The sequence below is a fragment of the Roseomonas sp. TS2 genome (assembly GCF_058833935.1).
Genome location: NZ_JCACVY010000070.1, coordinates 1 through 20,398 on the forward strand (window position 1 = coordinate 1; position 20,398 = coordinate 20,398).

Annotated in this window: 22 protein-coding genes; 15 read left to right on the forward strand and 7 right to left on the reverse strand. The window is 70.2% G+C overall.

Annotated features, from left to right (window positions below):
• Positions 1 to 165 precede the first annotated feature (165 nt).
• From rpsM to ACZJYS_RS12695, 7 genes are all read left to right on the forward strand, one after another.
• Positions 166 to 543, forward strand: coding sequence for a 30S ribosomal protein S13 (rpsM, locus tag ACZJYS_RS12665; RefSeq protein WP_099096437.1), 378 nt, complete (start codon positions 166 to 168; stop codon positions 541 to 543).
• Between the two features lies 1 nt (position 544).
• Positions 545 to 937 carry a 30S ribosomal protein S11 gene (gene rpsK, locus ACZJYS_RS12670; RefSeq protein ID WP_099096438.1) on the forward strand — a complete coding sequence of 131 codons (393 nt, stop codon included), beginning with the start codon at positions 545 to 547 and terminating at the stop codon, positions 935 to 937.
• A gap of 24 nt (positions 938 to 961) precedes the next feature.
• Positions 962 to 1,978, forward strand: a complete 1,017-nt coding sequence (locus tag ACZJYS_RS12675) for a DNA-directed RNA polymerase subunit alpha (protein WP_109517948.1) — start codon at positions 962 to 964, stop codon at positions 1,976 to 1,978.
• A gap of 27 nt (positions 1,979 to 2,005) precedes the next feature.
• Entirely contained in the window at positions 2,006 to 2,437 is a 432-nt protein-coding gene (gene rplQ, locus ACZJYS_RS12680) for a 50S ribosomal protein L17 (RefSeq protein WP_493178584.1), read from the forward strand.
• A 134-nt stretch (positions 2,438 to 2,571) separates the two neighbouring features.
• On the forward strand, positions 2,572 to 3,426 hold the full coding sequence (locus ACZJYS_RS12685; protein WP_493178586.1) for a carbon-nitrogen hydrolase family protein: 855 nt from the start codon (positions 2,572 to 2,574) through the stop codon (positions 3,424 to 3,426).
• Positions 3,427 to 3,461: 35 nt separating this feature from the next.
• Complete coding sequence (locus ACZJYS_RS12690) at positions 3,462 to 4,247, forward strand: NAD kinase (RefSeq protein ID WP_245906487.1); 786 nt, start codon at positions 3,462 to 3,464, stop codon at positions 4,245 to 4,247.
• Positions 4,248 to 4,326: 79 nt separating this feature from the next.
• A complete protein-coding gene (locus ACZJYS_RS12695; RefSeq protein ID WP_493178589.1) occupies positions 4,327 to 5,319 on the forward strand; it encodes a tripartite tricarboxylate transporter substrate binding protein in 993 nt (330 codons plus the stop codon).
• A 43-nt stretch (positions 5,320 to 5,362) separates the two neighbouring features.
• On the opposite strand, the gene ACZJYS_RS12700 is transcribed toward ACZJYS_RS12695, so the two are convergent.
• A complete protein-coding gene (locus ACZJYS_RS12700) occupies positions 5,363 to 6,955 on the reverse strand; it encodes an ABC transporter substrate-binding protein (RefSeq protein ID WP_493178591.1) in 1,593 nt (530 codons plus the stop codon).
• Between the two features lie 102 nt (positions 6,956 to 7,057).
• Between ACZJYS_RS12700 and ACZJYS_RS12705 the strand changes: the two genes are divergently transcribed.
• The 6 genes from ACZJYS_RS12705 to ACZJYS_RS12730 all read left to right on the forward strand — a co-directional run bounded on the left by ACZJYS_RS12705 (position 7,058) and on the right by ACZJYS_RS12730 (position 13,182).
• Positions 7,058 to 8,659 (forward strand): ABC transporter substrate-binding protein, encoded by a 1,602-nt coding sequence (locus ACZJYS_RS12705; RefSeq protein WP_109517942.1) that lies wholly within the window; start codon positions 7,058 to 7,060, stop codon positions 8,657 to 8,659.
• Positions 8,660 to 8,664: 5 nt separating this feature from the next.
• A complete protein-coding gene (locus ACZJYS_RS12710; protein ID WP_109517941.1) occupies positions 8,665 to 9,636 on the forward strand; it encodes an ABC transporter permease in 972 nt (323 codons plus the stop codon).
• 1 nt (position 9,637) lies between these two features.
• Positions 9,638 to 10,564, forward strand: a complete 927-nt coding sequence (locus ACZJYS_RS12715) for an ABC transporter permease (RefSeq protein WP_109517940.1) — start codon at positions 9,638 to 9,640, stop codon at positions 10,562 to 10,564.
• 8 nt (positions 10,565 to 10,572) lie between these two features.
• On the forward strand, positions 10,573 to 11,631 hold the full coding sequence (locus ACZJYS_RS12720) for an ABC transporter ATP-binding protein (RefSeq protein WP_219929769.1): 1,059 nt from the start codon (positions 10,573 to 10,575) through the stop codon (positions 11,629 to 11,631).
• Positions 11,628 to 12,677, forward strand: coding sequence for an ABC transporter ATP-binding protein (locus ACZJYS_RS12725; protein WP_493178597.1), 1,050 nt, complete (start codon positions 11,628 to 11,630; stop codon positions 12,675 to 12,677). Before ACZJYS_RS12720 ends, ACZJYS_RS12725 begins: the two co-directional genes overlap by 4 nt.
• Before the next feature lie 133 nt (positions 12,678 to 12,810).
• Positions 12,811 to 13,182, forward strand: coding sequence for a hypothetical protein (locus tag ACZJYS_RS12730; RefSeq protein WP_493178598.1), 372 nt, complete (start codon positions 12,811 to 12,813; stop codon positions 13,180 to 13,182).
• 16 nt (positions 13,183 to 13,198) lie between these two features.
• On the opposite strand, the gene ACZJYS_RS12735 is transcribed toward ACZJYS_RS12730, so the two are convergent.
• The 3 genes from ACZJYS_RS12735 to ACZJYS_RS12745 form a co-directional block, all read right to left on the reverse strand.
• Positions 13,199 to 13,663, reverse strand: coding sequence for an Lrp/AsnC family transcriptional regulator (locus tag ACZJYS_RS12735; protein WP_109517937.1), 465 nt, complete (start codon positions 13,661 to 13,663; stop codon positions 13,199 to 13,201).
• A gap of 113 nt (positions 13,664 to 13,776) precedes the next feature.
• Positions 13,777 to 14,907 (reverse strand): type III PLP-dependent enzyme, encoded by a 1,131-nt coding sequence (locus ACZJYS_RS12740; protein ID WP_379631406.1) that lies wholly within the window; start codon positions 14,905 to 14,907, stop codon positions 13,777 to 13,779.
• 353 nt (positions 14,908 to 15,260) lie between these two features.
• A complete protein-coding gene (locus ACZJYS_RS12745) occupies positions 15,261 to 15,878 on the reverse strand; it encodes a TetR/AcrR family transcriptional regulator (RefSeq protein ID WP_493178600.1) in 618 nt (205 codons plus the stop codon).
• A gap of 218 nt (positions 15,879 to 16,096) precedes the next feature.
• Between ACZJYS_RS12745 and ACZJYS_RS12750 the strand changes: the two genes are divergently transcribed.
• Together ACZJYS_RS12750 and ACZJYS_RS12755 are read left to right on the forward strand one after the other, a co-directional pair.
• Entirely contained in the window at positions 16,097 to 17,302 is a 1,206-nt protein-coding gene (locus ACZJYS_RS12750) for an HlyD family secretion protein (RefSeq protein ID WP_109517934.1), read from the forward strand.
• Positions 17,303 to 17,321: 19 nt separating this feature from the next.
• Positions 17,322 to 18,890 (forward strand): DHA2 family efflux MFS transporter permease subunit, encoded by a 1,569-nt coding sequence (locus tag ACZJYS_RS12755; RefSeq protein WP_493178603.1) that lies wholly within the window; start codon positions 17,322 to 17,324, stop codon positions 18,888 to 18,890.
• A 134-nt stretch (positions 18,891 to 19,024) separates the two neighbouring features.
• Here ACZJYS_RS12755 and ACZJYS_RS12760 read toward each other — a convergent pair whose 3' ends face one another.
• The 3 genes from ACZJYS_RS12760 to thiS form a co-directional block, all read right to left on the reverse strand.
• On the reverse strand, positions 19,025 to 19,297 hold the full coding sequence (locus ACZJYS_RS12760; RefSeq protein WP_379631398.1) for a hypothetical protein: 273 nt from the start codon (positions 19,295 to 19,297) through the stop codon (positions 19,025 to 19,027).
• Positions 19,294 to 20,088, reverse strand: a complete 795-nt coding sequence (locus tag ACZJYS_RS12765) for a thiazole synthase (protein ID WP_109517932.1) — start codon at positions 20,086 to 20,088, stop codon at positions 19,294 to 19,296. Before ACZJYS_RS12765 ends, ACZJYS_RS12760 begins: the two co-directional genes overlap by 4 nt.
• 4 nt (positions 20,089 to 20,092) lie before the next feature.
• A partial coding sequence (gene thiS / locus ACZJYS_RS12770; RefSeq protein WP_493178608.1) for a sulfur carrier protein ThiS occupies positions 20,093 to 20,398 on the reverse strand: 306 nt, incomplete at its 5' end.

Genomic DNA, 20,398 nt, shown 5'->3' on the forward strand with positions numbered 1-20,398 from the left:
CGCGCCCTCGCTAAACCCGCCCCTCTCGCGGGCGGAGGCAACTCCGGCCGCGATGATGGCCGTGTCTGAGGCACTTCCGACCCCGGGCCCGGCTGATCACCTTCGCCGGACACATTCTGCCGGTACCGAACGGGAGCCCATGAAGGCTCCAGGAGCAGGTCATCGATGGCACGCATTGCAGGCGTGAACATTCCTACCAACAAGCGCGTTCTCATTTCCCTTCGCTACATCTACGGCATCGGTCCGTCGAACGCGAAGGTGATCTGCGAGCAGCTCGGCATCCCCGAGGATCGCCGCGTCAACCAGCTGACGGATGAGGAAATCCTCAAGATCCGCGAGCTGATCGACCGCGAGTACCGGGTCGAGGGCGATCTGCGTCGCGAGAACGCGATGAACATCAAGCGCCTGATGGACATGGCCTGCTATCGTGGCCTGCGTCACCGCAAGGGCCTGCCCGTCCGTGGCCAGCGCACCCACACGAACGCCCGTACCCGCAAGGGCAAGGCCGTGGCGATTGCCGGCAAGAAGAAGGTGACCAAGTAATATGGCCCGTCAGCCCACCGGTCGCCCGCGGAAGAAAGAGCGCAAGAACATTGCCTCTGGCGTGGCGCATGTCCTCGCCTCCTTCAACAACACCATCGTCACCATCACCGACAGCCAGGGCAACGCCATCGCGTGGTCCTCGGCCGGCAGCCAGGGTTTCAAGGGCAGCCGCAAGTCGACCCCGTACGCCGCCCAGGTCGCCGCGGAAGACGCCGGCCGCAAGGCGCGCGAGCACGGCATGGAGACGCTGGAGATCATGGTCTCCGGTCCCGGCTCGGGGCGTGAGTCGGCCCTGCGCGCCCTGCAGGCCGTCGGCTTCTACGTGACGGCCATCAAGGACGTGACCCCCATCCCGCACAATGGCTGCCGTCCGCGCAAGCGGCGTCGGGTCTGAGGCGAGGCTGCAGGAGAAACCGTAGTGCTCGAGCGCAACTGGCGTTCCCTGATCCGTCCCGAGAAGCTCGATGTCGAGCCTGGGGCCGACCCCTCGCGCGTTGCGACGGTGGTGGCGGAGCCGCTCGAGCGCGGCTTCGGCATGACCCTCGGCAACGCGCTGCGGCGCGTGCTGCTGTCGTCGCTGCAGGGTGCGGCGGTCACCGCCATCCGCATCGACGGCGCGCTGCATGAGTTCTCCAGCCTGCAGGGTGTGCGGGAGGATGTCACCGACATCGTCCTGAACATCAAGCGCCTGGCCATCCGGATGCAGGGCGAGGGCGCCAAGCGCCTGCAGCTCACCGCCTCCGGCCCCGGCGAGGTGACGGCGGGGCAGATCCAGACCACCGGCGACATCGAGATCGCCAACCCGGAGCTGGTCATCTGCACGCTCGACGACGGCGCCAAGCTGTCGATGGAGCTGACCGTCGATGTGGGCAAGGGCTATGTTCCCGCCTCCGAGAACCGCCCCGAGGATGCGCCCATCGGGCTGATCCCCGTGGACGCCATCTATTCCCCCGTCCGCCGCGTGGCGTACCAGGTGCAGCCGACCCGCGTGGGCCAGCGCACCGACTACGACAAGCTGGTGCTGACGGTGGAGACGGACGGCACGGTGGCGCCGGACGATGCGGTGGCGCTCGCCGCCCGCATCCTGCAGGACCAGCTGCAGCTCTTCATCAACTTCGATGAGCCTCGCGAGCGCAAGGTGGAAGAGGTGCAGGACGACCTGCCCTTCAACCGCAACCTGCTCCGCAAGGTGGACGAGCTGGAGCTGTCGGTCCGCAGCGCGAACTGCCTGAAGAACGACAACATCGTCTACATCGGCGACCTGGTGCAGAAGACGGAGCAGGAGATGCTCCGCACTCCGAACTTCGGCCGCAAGTCGCTGAACGAAATCAAGGAGGTTCTCGCCTCGATGGGGCTGAGCCTGGGCATGACCGTGCCCGGCTGGCCGCCGGAGAACATCGAGGACCTCGCCAAGAAGATCGAAGAGCCGTTCTGATTTTCGGCCGCGTGAAGGAATAGGACCATGCGTCACGGGGTTGCCGGCCGGAAGCTCGGCGTTACCTCCACCCACCGTATTGCGATGCTCCGCAATATGGCGACCAGCCTGCTCAAGCACGAGCAGATCACCACGACCCTGCCCAAGGCGAAGGAGCTGCGCCCGTATGTCGAGCGCATCATCACGCTCGGCAAGCGTGGCGACCTGCACGCCCGCCGGCAGGCCTATGCGCAAATCATGGACAAGAAGGTGGTGGACAAGCTCTTCACCACCATCGCCGACCGCTACAAGGCGCGCCAGGGTGGCTACACCCGCGTCCTGAAGGCCGGCATCCGCTACGGCGACGCCGCCGACATGGCGGTGATCGAGCTGGTGGAGCGCGACGTCGCCGCCAAGGGCCTGGATTCCGGCCCGAAGCCCGAGGTCGCCGAGACCGAGGGCCAGCAGGACGCGGCGTAAGCCGCTCCTGCCACGGCAGGGTTGAGCGGGCGGGGCGGATGGGCAACCATCCGCCCCGTCTGCGTTCGCGGGGATCTTGCGGTGGGCCGTGCCGCGGGGCTTGATGCCCGCCACAGCGGAAGGAGCGCCCCGCCATGCGTGTCTCGGTCGTGCAGATGAACCCCGGCCACGACAAGGCCGAGAACATCGCCCAGGCCACCCGGCTGGTCGAGGCGGCCATCGCGGCGGACCGGCCCGGCCTCGTCGCCCTGCCGGAGATGTGGACCTGCCTCGGCGGCGACCGCGCCACCCGCCTCGCCGCCGCCGAGGCACTGCCGCCCGAAGGCTCCGGCGCGGCGGGCGGCGAGGCCTATGAGTGCCTGCGCGGCCTGGCGCGGCGCCATGGCGTCCATCTCCATGGCGGCAGCATTGCCGAGAGCGGGGCGGAGGGCGGGCGGCTCTACAACACAACCCTGGCCTTCGGGCCGGACGGCGCCGAGCTGGCGCGCTACCGCAAGATCTTCCTGTTCGACATCACCCGGCCGGACGGCAGCGGGCACCGGGAGAGCAACACCTACGCGGCCGGCGATCAGGTCGTCACCTACCGGGCGGGCGATCTCCGGGTCGGCTGCGCCATCTGCTACGACCTCCGCTTCCCCGAGCTGTTCCTGGCGCTGCGGCGGCAGGGGGCGGAGCTGATCCTGCTGCCTTCCGCCTTCACGCTGGAGACGGGCAAGGACCACTGGGAGCCGCTGCTGCGGGCGCGCGCCATCGAGACGCAGTGCTGGCTGGCCGCCCCCGCCACCTGGGGCCAGCACCAGGAGCGCGCCGGGCCGCGCCGCACCTACGGCCATTCCCTCGTCGTCGATCCCTGGGGCCATGTGGTCGCCCGCGCCAGCGACGGGAAGGGCTGGGCCACGGCGCGGCTGGACCCGGCGCTCACCGCCCGGCTGCGGCGGGACATGCCGGTGCTGGAGCACCGCGACGCCGCGCGGGTGCGCTGGGCATGACCGCCGCGCTGCTCGGCCCCGGCCATCTGGGCGACATGCCGGATCTGCCGCGGGAGCTGCACGGCCGCATCGCCTTCCTCGCCGCCCCCACGGAGGTGGCGGAATCGGCGCGGGCGCATTTCGTGGCCCTGCATGGCGATGCGCCGCCGGAGGAGGCTGCGGTGGTGGTGGCGCTGGGGGGCGACGGCTTCATGCTGGAGACGCAGCACCGCTTCCTCGGCCGCAACCTGCCGGTCTATGGCATGAACTGCGGCAGCGTCGGCTTCCTGATGAACGCCTTCCAGCCGGAGGACCTGCCGGCGCGGCTGGCCGTGGCGCAATCGGCCACGCTGCACCCGCTGCGGATGCGCGCGGTGGACGCCACCGGCACGCTGCGCGAGGCGCTGGCCATCAACGAGGTGTCGCTGCTGCGGGAGACGCGCCAGGCGGCCAAGATCCGCATCCTGGTCGATGGCAAGGAGCGCCTGCCGGAGCTGATCTGCGACGGCATCCTGGTAGCCACCCCCGCCGGCAGCACCGCCTACAACCTCTCGGCCTATGGCCCGATCGTGCCGCTCGGCGCCAACCTGCTGCCGATGACGCCCATCTCCGCCTTCCGCCCGCGCCGCTGGCGCGGCGCGCTGCTGCCGGCCGACGCGGTGGTGCTGTTCCAGATCCTGGAGCCGGGCAAGCGCCCCGTCGCCGCCGTGGCCGACAATGTGGAGGTGCGCGACATCCGCTCCGTCGAGGTGCGGGAGGACCGGAGCCTGCGCATGACCATGCTGTTCGACCCCGACCATGGCCTCTCGGAGCGGATCATCGCCGAGCAGTTCACCGTGTGATCCCGAGGCTTCGCTTCCCGTGCCCGGCGCCGCCGGTCTATCGTTGCGGGTGTGCAAAAAGTTCCTGGGAGGAACGGGAATGTCGAACGGTGTCTCGCGGCGGCTGGCGCTCGCCATGCCCGCCTTGCTTCTGGGCGCCCCGCCGCTGAGCAGGCCCGGGCGGGCGCAGGGTGGCTTTCCCGCCCGCCCGGTGCGCTTCATCGTGCCCTACACGCCGGGTGGCGTCTCCGACATCACGGCCCGGCTGATGGCCGAGCCGCTGGCCGGCAAGTGGGGCTTCCCCGTGCCGGTGGAGAACCGCCCGGGGGCGGATGGCATCATCGGCACCGAGGCGCTGGCCCGCGCGGCGCCGGATGGCCACACGCTGGCGCTGGTCTCGGTCGGCCACCCGGTGAACGCGGCCTTCTACCGGCTGCCCTACGACACCATGGCCGATTTCAGCTTCGTCACGCTTACCACGCGCACGCCGCTGGTGCTCTGCGCCGCGCCCGGCTTCGGTCCCTCCACGCCGGAGGAGCTGGTGCGGCACGCGAAGGAGAAGCCGCCGGGCACCGTCACCTTCGCCGGCACGGGGGGCGTGGTGCGGCTGGCGCCGGTGCTGTTCGCGCAGCGGGCGGGGGTGGAGTTCACCTACGTGCCCTATCGCGGCAGCACCCAGGCGCATCCGGACCTGATGTCCGGGCGGGTGGACATCATGTTCGACACGGTGCCGGCGGCGCTGGGCCATATCCGGGCGGGCAAGCTGAAGGCGCTGGCCACCACCGGCGCCGAGCGCGCGCCGCAGCTGCCCGACGTGCCGACCATCGGCGAGGCGGCCATGCCCGGCTTCGAGGCCAGCACCTGGGGCATGGTGATCGCCCCCGCCAGGCTGCCGCCGGCGGTGCTGGCGAAGCTCTCGGCCGACTGCGCCGAGGCGGTGCGCCAGCCCCCGGTGGTGGAGCGCCATGCCGCGCTCGGCGCCGCCATCCAGACCTCCGCGCCGGAGGAGACGCGCGCCTTCGTGCAGGCGGAGATGGAGAAATGGGGCGAGGCCGCCCGCCGCGCCGGCATCCAGCCGCAGACGGTGGGCTGAAGCGGGAAGGGGCGGGGGGCGGAAAGGCCCCCCGCCGCGCGGCTCAGTTGGCCTTCCGCACGCCCATGGCGACGGTGCGCTCATCCATGCGCGGCTCGTAGGTGAGGCCCTTCCGCACCGCCCAGGTGTTCACCAGCTGGTAGAGCGGCGTGACCGCCACATCGTCCATGGCGAACTTCACCGCTTCCTGCAGCAGCTTCTCGCGCTGCGCGTCGTCGATGGTGGCGGCGGCGCGGGCCGTCATGGCATCCAGCTCGGGGTTGGAGTAGCGGCCGGAATTGCTGGCGCCGGTGCGCTTCTCCCGGTCGTAGGTGCCGATGATGTTGACCAGCAGGTAGCTCGCCTCGCCGGTGGTGCTGCCCCAGCCAGACAGCCGCATGCCGAATTCCTGCCGGTTGGAGCGCACCGAGAAGGTGGTCCAGGGCAGCGCCTCCACCTGGGTCTGCACGCCGATGCGGGTCCACATCTGCGCCACGGCCTGGGCGGTCTTGGCGTCGTTCGGGTAGCGGTCGTTCGGGCTGTGCAGGGTCATCCTGAAGCCCTGCGGGAAGCCGGCCTCGGCCAGCAGCTTCTTCGCGCCGTCCGGGTCGTAGGCCGGCGGCTTGACGGCGGGGTTGTAGCCGAAGGTGCCGGGCGGCAGCCACTGGCCGGTGGGCTGGGCGGTGCCCTCCATGATGCGCTCGGCCAGCGCCTCGCGCTGGATCGCCATGGAGAGGGCGCGGCGCACGCGCAGGTCCTGGAAGGGGTTCTGCGGCAGCGGCTTGCCGGCATTGTCGGTGACGAAGGGCACCTCGCCGGTGCGCGAGAAATCCGCCATCAGGTAGATCAGCCGCACGCCCTGGATCTCGGCGATGGTGATGCGGCTGTCGCGGCGCAGCCTGGCGAGATCGGTGGAGGGCACCTGGTCGATCACGTCCACATCGCCGGCCAGCACGGCGGCGCTGCGCGCCCCGTCATTGCCGATGAAGCGGAAATTGACCTTCTCCCACGGCTCCTTGCCGCCCCAGTAGGCGTCGTTGCGCACCAGCTCGGCGCGGTCGCCGGGGCGGTAGGCCTGCAGACGGTAGGGGCCGGTGCCGATGGCGGCCTTGCCGCTGTTGTAGTCCTCGGTGGTGGCGCCCTCGCCGGCATGGCGGGAGATGATGGAGATGGCGCCCAGCTCCACCGGCAGCAGCGGGTGCGGCGCGGCGGTGTGGAAGCGGATGGTCAGCGGATCGACCACCTCGACCTTGGTAATGGCGCGCACGAAGCCGCCCATGCCGCCCGGGCTGTTCGGCACGTTGGGCGCGCGGGCGATGCTGAAGGCGACGTCATCGGCGGTGAAGTCACGGCCATCGTGCCACTTCACCCCGGAGCGGAGCTTGAACTCCCAGAGGGTGGGTTCCACGGCGCGCCAGCTCTCGGCCAGCATGGGGTAGGGCTGCGCGTTGGCGTCGCGCCCCACCAGGTAGTCGAAGACATGCATGGCCAGCGCGTGGTTGGGCGCCGCGTTGTAGAAATGCGGGTCGGCCGAGGTGACGGCGCCGCCGATGCCGATGTTCAGGGTCTGCGCCTGCGCCGGCAGGGCGACGGCCGAGAAGGCCAGCGGCACCGCGAGCAAAGTAGCGCAAAGCGATATTTTTCTTGGAATTTCCATGTTTGTTTCTCCGGACTGTCAGAACGCCGCAACCTAGCGACCCGGGGCCGTGCCTGCTACACTCCGCCGTGAAGAGGGTGTAATCTCCCGGGGGACGGTATCATGATGATCAGCATGCGGGCGGCCGCGATGGCCGCCGTTTCGGCGTTTGCGCTGAGTTCGGCGGTACCCGCCTCGGCGCAGAACCTCTCCATGGCGGTGGGCGCGCAGGTCACCTCGCTCGACCCCCACTATCATGCGCTGTCGCCGAACCTCGCCGTGGCGACGATGATCTTCGACACGCTGACGGCCTTCGATTCGGAATCCCGGATGGAGCCCGGCCTGGCCGAGAGCTGGCGCGCGGTGGAGCCCACGGTGTGGGAGTTCAAGCTCCGCCCGGGTGTGAAGTTCCACAACGGCAACGCCTTCACCGCCGAGGACGTGGCCTTCACCATCGCCCGCGTGCCGCAGGTGGTGAACAGCCCCTCCTCCTACGCCATCTACACCCGCGCCATCGAGCGGGTGGAGATCGTCGACCCGCTGACGGTCCGCTTCCACACCCGCTCGCCCTACCCGGTGCTGCCGAACGACCTCGGCCAGGTGGCGATCCTCGACAAGGAGACGCATGAGGGCGCCTCCACCGAGGATTTCAACAGCGGCAAGGTGGCGGTGGGCACCGGCCCGTTCCGCTACGTCAACTTCCGCTCGGGCGACCGGCTGGAGCTGGAGCGCAACGACGCCTACTGGGGCGACAAGCCGCACTGGGCCCGCGTGAACTACCGCATCCTGCCGAACGACGCCTCGCGCACCGCGGCGCTGCTGGCCGGCGATGTGGACTTCATCGACCAGGTGCCGACCAGCGACCTCGCCAACCTGCGCCGCAGCGACAAGGTCCGCGTCTCCGAGAAGGACGGGCTGCGCATCATCTTCCTGGCGCTGGACCACCTGCACCCGGAAGGCTCGCCGCAGATCACCGACGCCGAGGGCAAGCCGCTCGGCAAGAACCCGCTGCACGACCTGCGGGTGCGCCGCGCCCTCTCCACCGCCATCGACCGGCCGGCCATCGCCAGCCGCGTGATGGAGGGCACCTCGATGCCCTCCGGCCAGTTCCTGCCGCCCACCGCCTTCGGCGCCATCCCCGACCTCGCGGCACCCAAGGCGGACCCGGACGCGGCGAAGAAGCTGCTGGCCGAGGCCGGCTACCCGAACGGCTTCCGCATCACGCTCAGCGGCCCGAACGACCGCTACATGAACGACGCCCGCATCGTGCAGGCGATCGGCCAGATGTGGACGCGCATCGGCGTGCGCACCCAGGTGGATGCGCAGCCCTGGACCACCTTCATCAGCCGCGCCGGCCGCCAGGAATTCTCCGCCTTCCTGGTCGGCTGGGGCAGCTCCTCCGGCGAGGCGTCGAACCCGCTGCGTTCGCTCGTCGCCGGCTACGACCGTGACAAGGGCTTCGGCACCTCCAATCGCGGCCGCTATTCCAACCCCGAGGTGGACGCCAAGCTCGAGGCCGCGCTGCGCGAGCTGGACGACCCCAAGCGCGAGGCGCTGCTGCGCGACGCGACCCGGCTTGCCATGGAGGATGTCGCCATCATCCCGATCCACATCCAGAAGAACCTGTGGGCGATGCGCCCGACGCTGCAGCATGACAGCCGGGCCGACGAGCTGACCCGCGCGCAGGATGTGCGCCCCGCCAGCAGCCAGCCCGCGGCGCGCTGACGGCCATGGCGGTCTATCTCCTCCGGCGGCTGCTGCAGTCCGCCCTCGTCATGCTGGCGATGTCCGTCATCGTCTTCATCGGCGTCTATGCCATCGGCGACCCGGTCGAGATCCTGATCTCGCCGGACGCCGACCAGATGGAGCGCGAGCGCGCGATCAAGGCGCTCGGCCTCGACCTGCCGCTGTGGATGCAGTACCTCTCCTTCCTCGGCAACGCGCTGCGCGGCGATCTCGGCCGCAGCTTCGTGTTCAACGAGCCGGCGCTGCAGCTGATCCTGCAGCGCATGCCGGCGACGCTGGAACTGGCCTTCGGCGCCATGTTCATCGCGCTGCTGATCGGCCTGCCGCTCGGCCTCTATGCCGGCCTCAAGCCCAACTCGACCGGCTCCAAGCTGGTCATGGCCGGCTCCATTCTCGGCTTCTCGCTGCCCACCTTCTGGGTGGGGCTGATGCTGATCATGGTGTTCGCCGTGCAGCTCGGCTGGCTGCCCTCCACGGGCCGCGGCCCGACGGTGGAGGTGCTCGGCCTGCGCTGGTCCTTCCTTACCTGGGACGGGCTGCGCCACCTGGCGATGCCGGCGCTGAACCTGGCGCTGTTCAAGATCAGCCTCGTCATCCGCCTGACCCGCGCCGGCGTGCGCGAGACGATGCTGATGGACTACGTGAAGTTCGCCCGCGCCAAGGGCCTCAGCCCGGCGCGCGTGACCTATGTCCACGTCTTCAAGAACATCCTGATCCCGGTCGTCACCGTGGTCGGGCTGGAGCTGGGCTCCACCATCGCCTTCTCGGTGGTGACGGAGAGCGTCTTCGCCTGGCCGGGCATGGGCAAGCTGATCATCGACAGCATCAACGTGCTCGACCGCCCCGTGATCGTCGCCTACCTGATGATCATCGTGCTGATGTTCATCACCATCAACCTGCTGGTGGACCTCGCCTATTCGGCGCTCGACCCGCGGGTGCGGCTGGAGAACAAGTGAGATGAGCGCTTCCACAGCCGAAACCGCCGTGCCGCCCGCCAAGGCGCCCAAGGTCGAGACGCCGTTCCGCCGCTTCGTCTCCGAGTTCTGCGAGAGCAAGCTGGCGCTGGTCGGGCTGATCGTCTTCGCGATCATCGTCTTCATCGCCGTCTTCGCGCCCTTCCTGTCGCCGCAGAACCCCTACGACCTGGCGCAGCTCGACATCATGGACGGCCGCCTGGAGCCGGGCACGCGCGACGGCGCCGACACCATGACCTACTGGCTCGGCACCGATGACCAGGGGCGCGACATGCTCTCCGGCATCATGTACGGGCTGCGCATCTCGCTGATGGTGGGTGCGGGCTCCGCCATCATCGCCTGCGCCGTCGGCGCCTCGCTCGGCCTGCTCGCGGCTTACGCCGGCGGGCGGACCGACACCGTCATCATGCGGCTGGTCGACCTGCAGCTCTCCTTCCCGACCATTCTGGCGGCGCTGATGATCCTGGCCTTCCTGGGCAAGGGCATCTTCAACGTCGTCATCGCGCTGGTCATCGTGGAATGGGCCTACTACGCCCGCACCGTGCGCGGCACGGCGCTGGTGGAGCGGCGGCGGGAATACATCGAGGCGGCGCAGTGCCTGGCGCTGCCGACGCGCCGCGTCATCTTCCGCCACCTGCTGCCGAACTGCCTGCCGCCGCTGATCGTGGTCGCCACCATGCAGATCGCCCGCGCCATCGCGCTGGAGGCGACGCTGTCCTTCCTCGGCCTCGGCGTACCGATCACCGAGCCCTCGCTCGGCCTGCTGATCTCGAACGGCTACGAGTACATGCTCTCCGGCAAGTACTGGATCAGCTTCTACCCGGGCATCGCGCTGCTCGTCACCATCGTCTCGATCAACCTGGTGGGCGACCAGATGCGCGACGTGCTCAATCCGCGGCTGAAGAAGTAAGGGGCGGCATGTCTCAGACCCAGATGCAGACCACCTCCATGGCCGCCACCGCCGCGGCCCCCACGCTCGAGGTGCGTGACCTGCAGACCCACTTCTTCACCCGCGCCGGCGTGGTGAAGGCGGTGGACGGCGTCTCCTTCACCGTCGGCCGCGGCAAGGTGCTCGGCCTGGTGGGCGAGTCCGGCTCCGGCAAGACGGTGACGGGCTTCTCCATCCTCGGGTTGGTGGACGCGCCGGGCCGCATCGTCGGCGGCGACATCCTGTTCCACGGGCAGAACCTGGCGAAGCTCAAGGAAGAGGAGATGCGGCAGCTTCGCGGCAACCGCATCGCCATGATCTTCCAGGACCCGATGATGACGCTGAACCCGGTGCTCCGGGTCGACACGCAGATGATCGAGACCGTGCTGGCCCACACCAAGGTCAGCAAGGAGGAGGCCCGCCAGCGCGCCCGCGATACGCTGGGCATGGTGGGCATCCCCTCGCCGGACGAGCGCCTCAAGAGCTACCCGCACCAGTTCTCGGGCGGCATGCGCCAGCGCGTGGCCATCGCCATCGCGCTGCTGCACCGCCCCGAGCTGATCGTGGCCGACGAGCCGACCACGGCGCTGGATGTCACCATCCAGGCCCAGATCCTGGCCGAGGTGCAGAAGCTTTGCGCCGAGACCGGCACGGCGATGATCTGGATCACCCACGACCTCTCCGTCGTCGCCGGCCTCGCCGACGACATCGCGGTGATGTATGCGGGCCGGGTGGTGGAGCGCGGCGCGGTGAGCGAGGTGCTCGACCAGCCGCTGCACCCCTACACCCACGGCCTGATCGGCAGCGTGCCCAGCCGCAACAAGCGCGGCGAGAAGCTGCGGCAGATCCCGGGCATGACGCCCTCGCTGCTGAGCCTGCCGCCGGGCTGCGCCTTCCGCACCCGCTGCCCCCGCGCCCAGGAGGATTGCGCCCGCGACCCGGCGCTCTCCGAGCTGATGCCCGGCCGCCTGGCGCGCTGCTTCCATCCGCATCTGGCGGCCCAGGGCTCCGCAGTCCGGGGCGCGGCCGCCGAGGGGAACCCCGCATGAGCGCGACCAGCACCGTCCGTTCCGCCGCCTCCGTGGCGGCAGGTGAGGCCGCCGCGCCGATCATCGAGCTGAAGGGCGTCTCCAAGCGCTTTTCCAAGAAGCTCGATTTCGCCGGCAAGATCGCCCAGAAGCTCGGCGCCCCGGTGAAGGACGAGACCGTCCACGCGGTGGACGGCGTCGACCTCGTCGTCCGCAAGGGCGAGGTGGTCGGGCTGGTGGGCGAATCCGGCTGCGGCAAGTCCACCCTCGGCCGCATGGTGGCCGGGATCATGCCGGCCAGCGCCGGCGAGATCTTCTGGCACGGCAAGAAGCTGGACACGCTGACGGGCGCCGAGGCGCGCAACGCCAAGCTGCAGACCCAGATGATCTTCCAGGACCCCTATGCCAGCCTGAACCCGCGCATGCGGGTGGCCGACATCGTGGGTGAGGCGCCGCTGGTGCACGGCCTGACCCGCCGTGGCGAGTGGGACGCCTATGTGGACAACCAGATGCGCCGCGCCGGGCTCGACCCGGCCTTCAAGCGCCGCTACCCGCACCAGTTCTCGGGCGGCCAGCGGCAGCGCATCGGCATCGCCCGCGCGCTGGCGGTGCAGCCCGAGTTCATCGTCTGCGACGAGGCGGTGGCCGCGCTCGACGTCTCCATCCAGGCACAGATCCTGAACCTGTTCATGGAGCTGCGGCAGGAGCTGAACCTCACCTACCTGTTCATCAGCCATGACCTCGGCGTGGTGGAGCACCTCTCCGACCGCGTGGTGATCATGTATCTGGGTCGGGTGGTGGAGGAGGCGCCGGCCGAGGAGATCTTCGCCCGCGCCAACCATCCCTACACCCAGGCCCTGCTGGCCGAGGTGCCGCGGATCGAGGCGCGCAAGAAGAGCTTCGCCGGCATCAAGGGCGAGATCCCCTCGCCGCTGAACCCGCCTTCGGGCTGCCACTTCCACCCGCGCTGCCCGCACGCCTTCGCGCGCTGCAGGGTGGAGCGGCCGGCGCTGCGCGAGATCGCGCCCGGCCACAAGAGCGCCTGCCACCTGAACGACGCCGCCTGAGTTACAAGCCGGCGTGAGGGAAGGGGCCGGGGCCTTGCGGCCCTGGCCCCTTCCTTGCGAGGTGGCGCCCATGCGCGGCTTCCCGCTCCCCATCCTCCTCCCGCTCCTCCCGCTCCTCCTGGCCGGCTGCGGCATGGCTGATTCGCGCGACGTGGAATTGTCCCGCACCAGCCTCATCGGACTGACGCGCGCCGACCTGTATGTCTGCGCTGGCTTCCCCACCAAGCGCGAGCGGATCGACGTGGTGCGCGAGATGCTCAGCTACGAGCTGAAGAGCGGCCAGGGCGGCGGGCTCAACCTCACCCTGCCGGTGGCGGGCGACCTGACCGTGACCGGCAGCGGCCATTACTGCCATGCCACCTTCGAGCTGATCGATGCCCGCGTCACGCGCGTGGGCTTCGCGGGGGACAAGGACATCCCCGGCGCGCCGGGCGCCTATTGCGCGCCGCTGATCCGCGAATGCCTGCGCCCCGTGGGCGCCGCCGCGAGCCCGCCCGCCGAATAGGGCAGGGGAGAGGGGCCTACTCCTCCTCCGCCTCCGCCACGGGCAGGATGGCGGTTTCCTTGGCGGAGGTGATGGCGAGGATGGTCTCCGTCCGCTCCACCCCCGCCTGGCCGCGCACCTGCTCGGCCACGAAGCGCTCCAGCGCGGCGAGGTCGGGCAGACGCAGCTTCAGCAGGAAGGTCCAGGCGCCGGTGACGTGGTGGCACTCCAGCACCGGCTCCGCCGCCCGCATGGCGATGCGGAAGGCGTTCTCCTCCCGCCCCGGCCGCATCGAGACGAAGACGAAGGCGAGCATGGGGCAGCCGATGGCGGCGGGGTCCAGGTCGGCGCGCCAGCCGCGGATGGTGCCGCGCTCCTCGAGTCGCTTCACCCGCTCGGCGGTGGCGGAGACGGAGAGGCCGGCCACCTTGGCAAGCTCGGCAAGGCCCGCCGCGCCATTATCCTGGAGGGCGACGAGGATGTTCCGGTCGATGACGTCCATGGCGCGAGTTTATCCGGCGTTTCCCGCGCAGGAAACGTGCAAATCTCGCGGAGCAGGGTGTCCCGGAAGGGAAAAGGGGAAGGCGGAGGAGAAAATGCCCCTCCGCGGTCCGGTCAGATGTAGTGCTCGGCCAGCGGCGCGAAGCCGTTGAAGCCCTGGCTGGCATAGGTGGTGACATAGGCGCCGGTGGAGAGCAGCTCCACCCGGTCGCCACAGTCGAGCGCCAGCGGCAGGCGGTAGTTGGACTTCTCGTACAGCGTGTCCGTGCTGTCGCAGGTGGGGCCGGCGATGGTCACCGGACCCTCGGCGCCGCCGTCATGCGGCGTGCGGAAGGCGTACTTGATGGCCTCGCCCTCGGTCTCGGCCAGGCCGCCGAAGCGGCCGATGTCGAGATACACCCAGCGCACCGGGTCGTCCTGCTCCTTGCGGGAGACCAGCACCACCTCGGCCGAGAGCACGCCGGCATCGCCCACGATGAAGCGGCCCGGCTCGATCAGGATCTCGGGCAGGGCATTGCCGAAATGCTCGACCATGGCGCCCATGATGGCGGCGCCGAACGCGTCGATCTCCGGCACCTCGGCGCGGTAGCGCACCGGGTAGCCGCCGCCGAGATTGGCCATGCGCAGGTTGATGCCGGCGTCCTTCAGGTCGGTGAACAGCATCGCAACGCGGGCGATCGCGGCCTCATAGGCGGCGGTGCGGGTCTGCTGGCTGCCGACATGGAAGGAGATGCCGTAGGGGTCGAGGCCGAGGTCGCGCGCCATCACCATCAGGTCGCGCGCCATGTCGACCTCGCAGCCGAACTTTTTCGACAGCGGCCACTCGGCGCCGACATTGCCCACCAGGATGCGGCAATAGACCTTGGCGCCCGGCGCCGAGCGGGCCAGCTTGCGCAGCTCCGGCTCGGAGTCGAAGGCGAACATGCGCACGCCGGCGGCGTAGGCGGCCTGGATGGCGCTCTCCTTCTTCACCGTGTTGCCGAAGGAGATGTCCTCGGGCCGGGCGCCGGCGTCGAGGCAGAGGCGGACCTCCTCCAGCGAGGCGGCGTCGAAGCAGGACTGCATGTCCACCAGGCGGCCGAGGATCGGCGCGGCCGGGTTGGCCTTCACGGCATAGTAGATACGGGCCAGCGGCATGGCGGCCTTCAGCCGGCCATAGTTCTCCGCGACGCGGTCCACGTCCACGACAAGGCAAGGCGTCGCCGGGGCGGCGTCGCGCAGGAAGCGGGAGACCTTCGGGGTCATCGCACACCCTCCGATACGGGAGGACTGCCCGGTTTTGCCAGGGTCAGCCCCAAGTTGACGAAACGGTCGAACGAACCAGCGACCAAAGAGAGGCCGGGTGGGGGCTTGCGCCCTTTGCCGGGGTTGCCAGAACGCTTGACGTCGTTGCGTAAACCTTTGGCCGGACAAGACCGGCCTGGGGCCAGAGGCACGTGCGTACTGCGTCTGAGGGGGCGTATAGAGATCTCTGCCCCGCGCGCAAAGCGTTTTCGGGCCTCAACCCGGTTTTTTTCCGCATACCTCCCCCGCAGCGCAGGAAAGTTCCGGTGAAGAAGCGCAAGGCGGCGGGAAGCCTCGCGCGCCAAAGCCCCGCTTCAGGCGAATCCCTCCGTTTCCGCCGCAGCCAGCGCGGCGGGGCTGCCGTGCAGCCGCACCACGGCCCGCGCCGCCTCCCGCGCCAGGGCCAGGATCTCCGCCTCGGAGGGCGAGTCGGCCAGCCCCAGTGTGGCGCGCAGGAACAGGTCGCCGCGCAGCAGGGCCAGGAACTGGTCCGCCACCAGCACCGTGTCGGTGCCGGGGCGGAGCTGGCCCCGCGCCGCCTGCTCCTCCAGCCAGCCGGCCAGCCAGTGCCGCAGCGCCTGGGGGCCGGCGGTGTAGAAGGCGCGCGCCAGCTCCGGCGCGCGGATGCACTCGGCCACCACCACGCGGTGCAGCGCGCGCACCCGCGGCTCCAGCAGGAAGCGCAGCCACCGCGCGCCCAGCGCCGCCAGGGCGGGGGCCAGCGCATGGCCCGTCCCGGCCTGCGCCGCCGAGGCCATCTCGTCCTGCATGCGCCGGCAGTTGTTGCCGACGATCTCGGCGAAGAGCGCGTCCTTGCCCGGGAAGTGCGCGTAGAGCGTGGCCTTGGAGACCTGCGCGGCGCGCGCCACCGCGTCCATCGAGACGGCGGCATAGCCTTCCGCCATGAACAGCCGCGCTGCCGAGTCGAGCACGGCGCGGCGCTTAGGGGAGGCGTCGTCGCAGCAGGGGCCGGGGAGCGGGCCGGGAGGCGGAACGGGGGCGGTTGCGGACATGATGCGTTGAATAGGGGGAGGAGAAGCCCGGCTTCAAGGAGGAAACTGAACGGTTCAGTTCAGTCTTGACTTGGGGTGGCGCCGGGCGCATCTGCCCTCCTAAATGAACTGAACCGTTCAGTTCCGAGGCTGTCCCGATGAACGCTCCCGTCTCCCCCGCCGCCGAAGCCGCCCGCGCCACCCCGGCCGGGCCGCCGCCCGCGCGCCGCTCCCGCCGCCGCTGGCTGCTTCGCCTGCTGCCGCTGGTGGTGCTGGCCGGCGCCGTGCTGGGCGGCGGCTGGTACTGGCAGGTGGGCCGCTTCCTGGCCGAGACGGACGACGCCTATGTGCAGGGCGACATCGTCGTGCTCAGCCCACGCATCGAGGCCGAGGTGGCCGAGGTCCTCATTGCCGACAACCAGCGGGTGAAGGCGGGCGAGGTGCTGATCCGCCTCGACGACCGCGACGCCCGGCTGCAGCGCGACCAGGCCGCCGCCGCCCTGGCCGAGGCCGAGGCCGCCGTCACCACGGCGCGCGAGACCCTGGCCCAGCTCGCGGCGCAGGTGGATGCCAGCCAGGCGCAGATCGAGCAGGCCGCCGCCGAGCGGCAGAGCGCCCTGGCCGAACGCGAGCGGGCCGAATCCGAGCAACGGCGCACCGCGGCCCTGGCCGGCAGCGGCTGGTCCTCCCGCCAGTCGGCCGAGCAGGCGCTGGCCGGGCAGCGCAAGGCCGAGGCTGCACTCCGCGCCGCCGATGCCAGCCGCCACGCCGCCGAGGCGGAGCTGCTGGTGCGCCAGCGCGCCGTGCCGGTGCAGCGCGCCCAGCTCGCCCAGGCCGAGGCGCGGCGGGAGCAGGCACGCGCCGCGCTGGGCCTTGCCGAGAACACCCTCTCCTACACCGAGCTGCGCGCGCCCTTCGACGGCATCGCCGGCAACCGCGCGGCCCGGCTCGGCCAGCATGTGCGGCCCGGGCAACAGCTCATCGCCGTCTCGCCGCTGCCGGAGACACTCTATGTCACGGCCAATTTCAAGGAGACGCAGCTCGCCGGCATGCGCCCCGGCCAGCCGGTGGAGCTGGCGGTGGATGCCTTGTCTGGCCACGCGCTGCACGGGCATGTGGACAGCTTCGCCCCCGCCACCGGCAGCCAGTTCAGCCTGCTGCCGCCGGAGAACGCCACCGGCAACTTCACCAAGATCGTCCAGCGCGTGCCGGTGAAGCTGGTGCTGGAGCCGGGGCAGGACCCGGCGCTGCTGGCGCGGCTGCGCCCCGGCCTCTCGGTGGTGGCCGAGGTGGACATGCGCGCCGACCCGCACGCGCCGCGCGGCCTGTTCTCGGCCGCCGCCGCCACGCTCGGGCTGAAGTAAGGGAAGGGAGGGCGCCACGGTGAGCGCCTCCACCGCCGCGCCGCAGCCCGTGGCGCTGACGCCGCGTGCCCGCATCGGCTTCATGGCCATGGTGTTCGGCATGTTCATGGCGATCCTGGACATCCAGATCGTCTCCGCCTCCATCGCCGAGATCCAGGCCGGCCTCGCCGCCAGCCCGGACGAGGCAAGCTGGGTGCAGACCAGCTACCTGATCGCGGAGATCGTCATGATCCCGCTCTCGGGCTTCCTCTCCCGGCTGCTCTCCACCCGGGTGCTGTTCACCCTCTCGGCCGGCGGCTTCACCCTGTTCTCGCTGGCCTGCGCCATGGCCTCCAACCTCGGCGCCATGGTGGCCTTCCGCGCCGCGCAGGGCTTCATCGGCGGTGCCATGATCCCGACGGTGTTCGCCGCCAGCTTCCTGCTGTTCCCGGGCGCCAGGCGGGCCTCGGCCATGGTCATCATCGGCCTCACCGCGACGCTGGCGCCGACCATCGGCCCGACGCTCGGCGGCTGGCTGACCCAGGCCTTCTCCTGGCACTGGCTGTTCCTGATCAACGTGCCGATCGGCGCCGCCATCGCCCTGGTGGTGTGGAACACGGTGGACATCGACCGCCCCGACCCCTCGCTGCTGGCGCGGTTCGACTGGTGGGGCCTGCTGTTCATGGCGCTGTTCCTGGGCAGCCTGGAATACGTCATGGAGGAAGGCCCGCGCTGGGACTGGCTGGCGGACGAGATGGTGCGCAACTTGGCCTTCCTCTGCGCCGTCTCGGGCGTGCTGTTCTTCTGGCGGGCGCTCTCGCGCGAGGAGCCGATCGTCGACCTGCGCGCCTTCACCAACCGCAACTTCACCCTGGGCTGCATCCTCAGCTTCACCATGGGCATCGGGCTGTATGGCGCGGTCTACCTGATCCCGCTCTTCCTCGGCCGGGTGCGCGGCTACAACTCCATGCAGATCGGCGAGGTGATGTTCATCACCGGCCTGTGCATGTTCCTGGCCGCCCCCGTCGTCGGCCGGCTTCTGGCGCGGTTCGACCCGCGCATCCCGCTCGCGGCGGGGCTGGTGCTGTTCTTCTGGTCGCTCCACCAGACGGCGCAGCTGACGGCGCAGAGCGCCTTCCCGGAGCTGGCCTTCCCGCTCGGCCTGCGCGGCGTGGCCATGATGCTGTGCATGGCGCCGATCAACCAGATGGCGCTCGGCACCATCCCGCCCGCGGCGCTGAAGGGCGCCTCCGGCCTCTACAACCTGATGCGCAACCTGGGCGGCGCGGTGGGGCTGGCCGCCATCAACACCCTGGCGACGGACCGCTCCTACCTGCACCGGCTGCACCTCTCCGAGCAGGTGAACTGGGCGCGGGAGGGGGTGCTCGCCTACCAGGACACGCTGGCCGGCGCCTATGCGGGGCGGCTGGGCGAGGCGGCGGCGGACGTGGCGGCGCTGGCGCGCATCAAGGCGCTGGTGGCGCAGGAGGCGCTGGTGCTGGCCTACAACGACACGCTGCTGGCCATGGCATTCTGCTTCCTGGCCTCGCTGCCGCTGGTGCTGTTCCTGCGCCGCCCCGGCCCGGGCGGCGGCGGGGACGTCCATTGACGGAAGAATTCTTCTTTTTCTGAAGAAAAAGAAGCAAAAAGACTTTTCCAGTTTGGCGTCCCGCTATCCGTCAGCGCCACGCCAAACCGACAAAAGTTTTTTGGTTCTTTTTTTCAAAAAAGAACAATTGCTTTCTAGTTCATCGCCATGCAGCGGCTGCGCGTATCCTCGCGCCGGCTGACCAGCTGGCAGGTGACCCACTTGCCCTCCTTGCGGAGCAGGTAGGCGATGCCGCCGAGATTGCCCGCCATGTCCACGATCTCCCAGCCATCGTCGAGCAGCGCCTGGAGCGGGATGGTCAGCTCCTCGTAGCGCGTCTCGATGCCGGGCTGGGTGGTCTGGGCCGGGGCCTGCGCCGGGGCCAGGCTGGCCAGGGCCAGCCCGGCCAGCAGCGCCGCCCGCCTCACCGGATCAGCCCGGAGAGCGGGCTGGAGGCGTCGGCGGCGTAGTTGCGGGGCATGCGGCCGGCGAGATGCGCGTGCCGCCCGGCCTCCACCCCCGCCTTCATGGCGCGCGCCATCCGCACCGGATCCTTCGCATGGGCGATGGCGGAGTTCAGCAGCACCGCGTCGCAGCCCAGCTCCATCGCCTGCGCCGCCTCGCTGGCGGTGCCGATGCCGGCATCCACCAGCACCGGCACCTTCGCCTGCTCGATGATGGAGCGCAGCATGAAGGGGTTGCTGAGCCCGAGGCCGGAGCCGATCGGCGCGCCGAGCGGCATCACCGCCACGCAGCCCATCTCCTCCAGCCGCTTCGCCGCCAGCGGGTCGTCGGCGCAGTAGACCATCACCTGGAAGCCGTCCTGGATGAGGGCGGCGGCGGCCTCGAAGGTGGCGGGCATGTCCGGATAAAGGAAGGGCGGCGGTCCCAGCACCTCCAGCTTCACCAAGTTCCAGCCGCCGGCCTCGCGGGCGAGGCGCAGGGTGCGCACCGCCTCCTGCGCCGTGTGGCAGCCCGCCGTGTTGGGCAGGTAGGTGTAGCGCTTCGGATCGACGAAATCCTGCAGCATGGGCGCGTTGCGGTCCGCCAGGTTCACCCGGCGCACCGCCACCGTCACCATCTCGGCGCCGCTGGCCTCGATGGCCGCCGCCGTCTCCTCGAGCGACTTGTACCGCCCGGTGCCAACCACGAGGCGCGAGTGGAAGCGGCGGCCCGCGACCTCCCAGGAATCCTCGGTCTGGTTCTGGTAGCCGTCCATGGACTCAGCCCCCGCCAATGAAGTGCACGATTTCCAGCGTATCGCCCGCGGCCAGGGGGGTCGCGGCATAGGCGGAACGCGGCACGATCTCCAGGTTCCGTTCCACCGCCACCTTGCGCGTGTCCAGGCTGAGCGTGCCCAGCAGGTCCGCGATGGTCGCGTCCCGCTGGATGAAACGGGTCTCCCCGTTGATGGTGATCTCGATGCTGTCCGCCATGCCGCGGAATGTGGCGCGGCGCGGCGCCGGGGGAAAGGGGGGCGGGGCATCGCCCGCCGTCTTTGCGGCCCGGCGCGGCTCAGATGGCCAGCT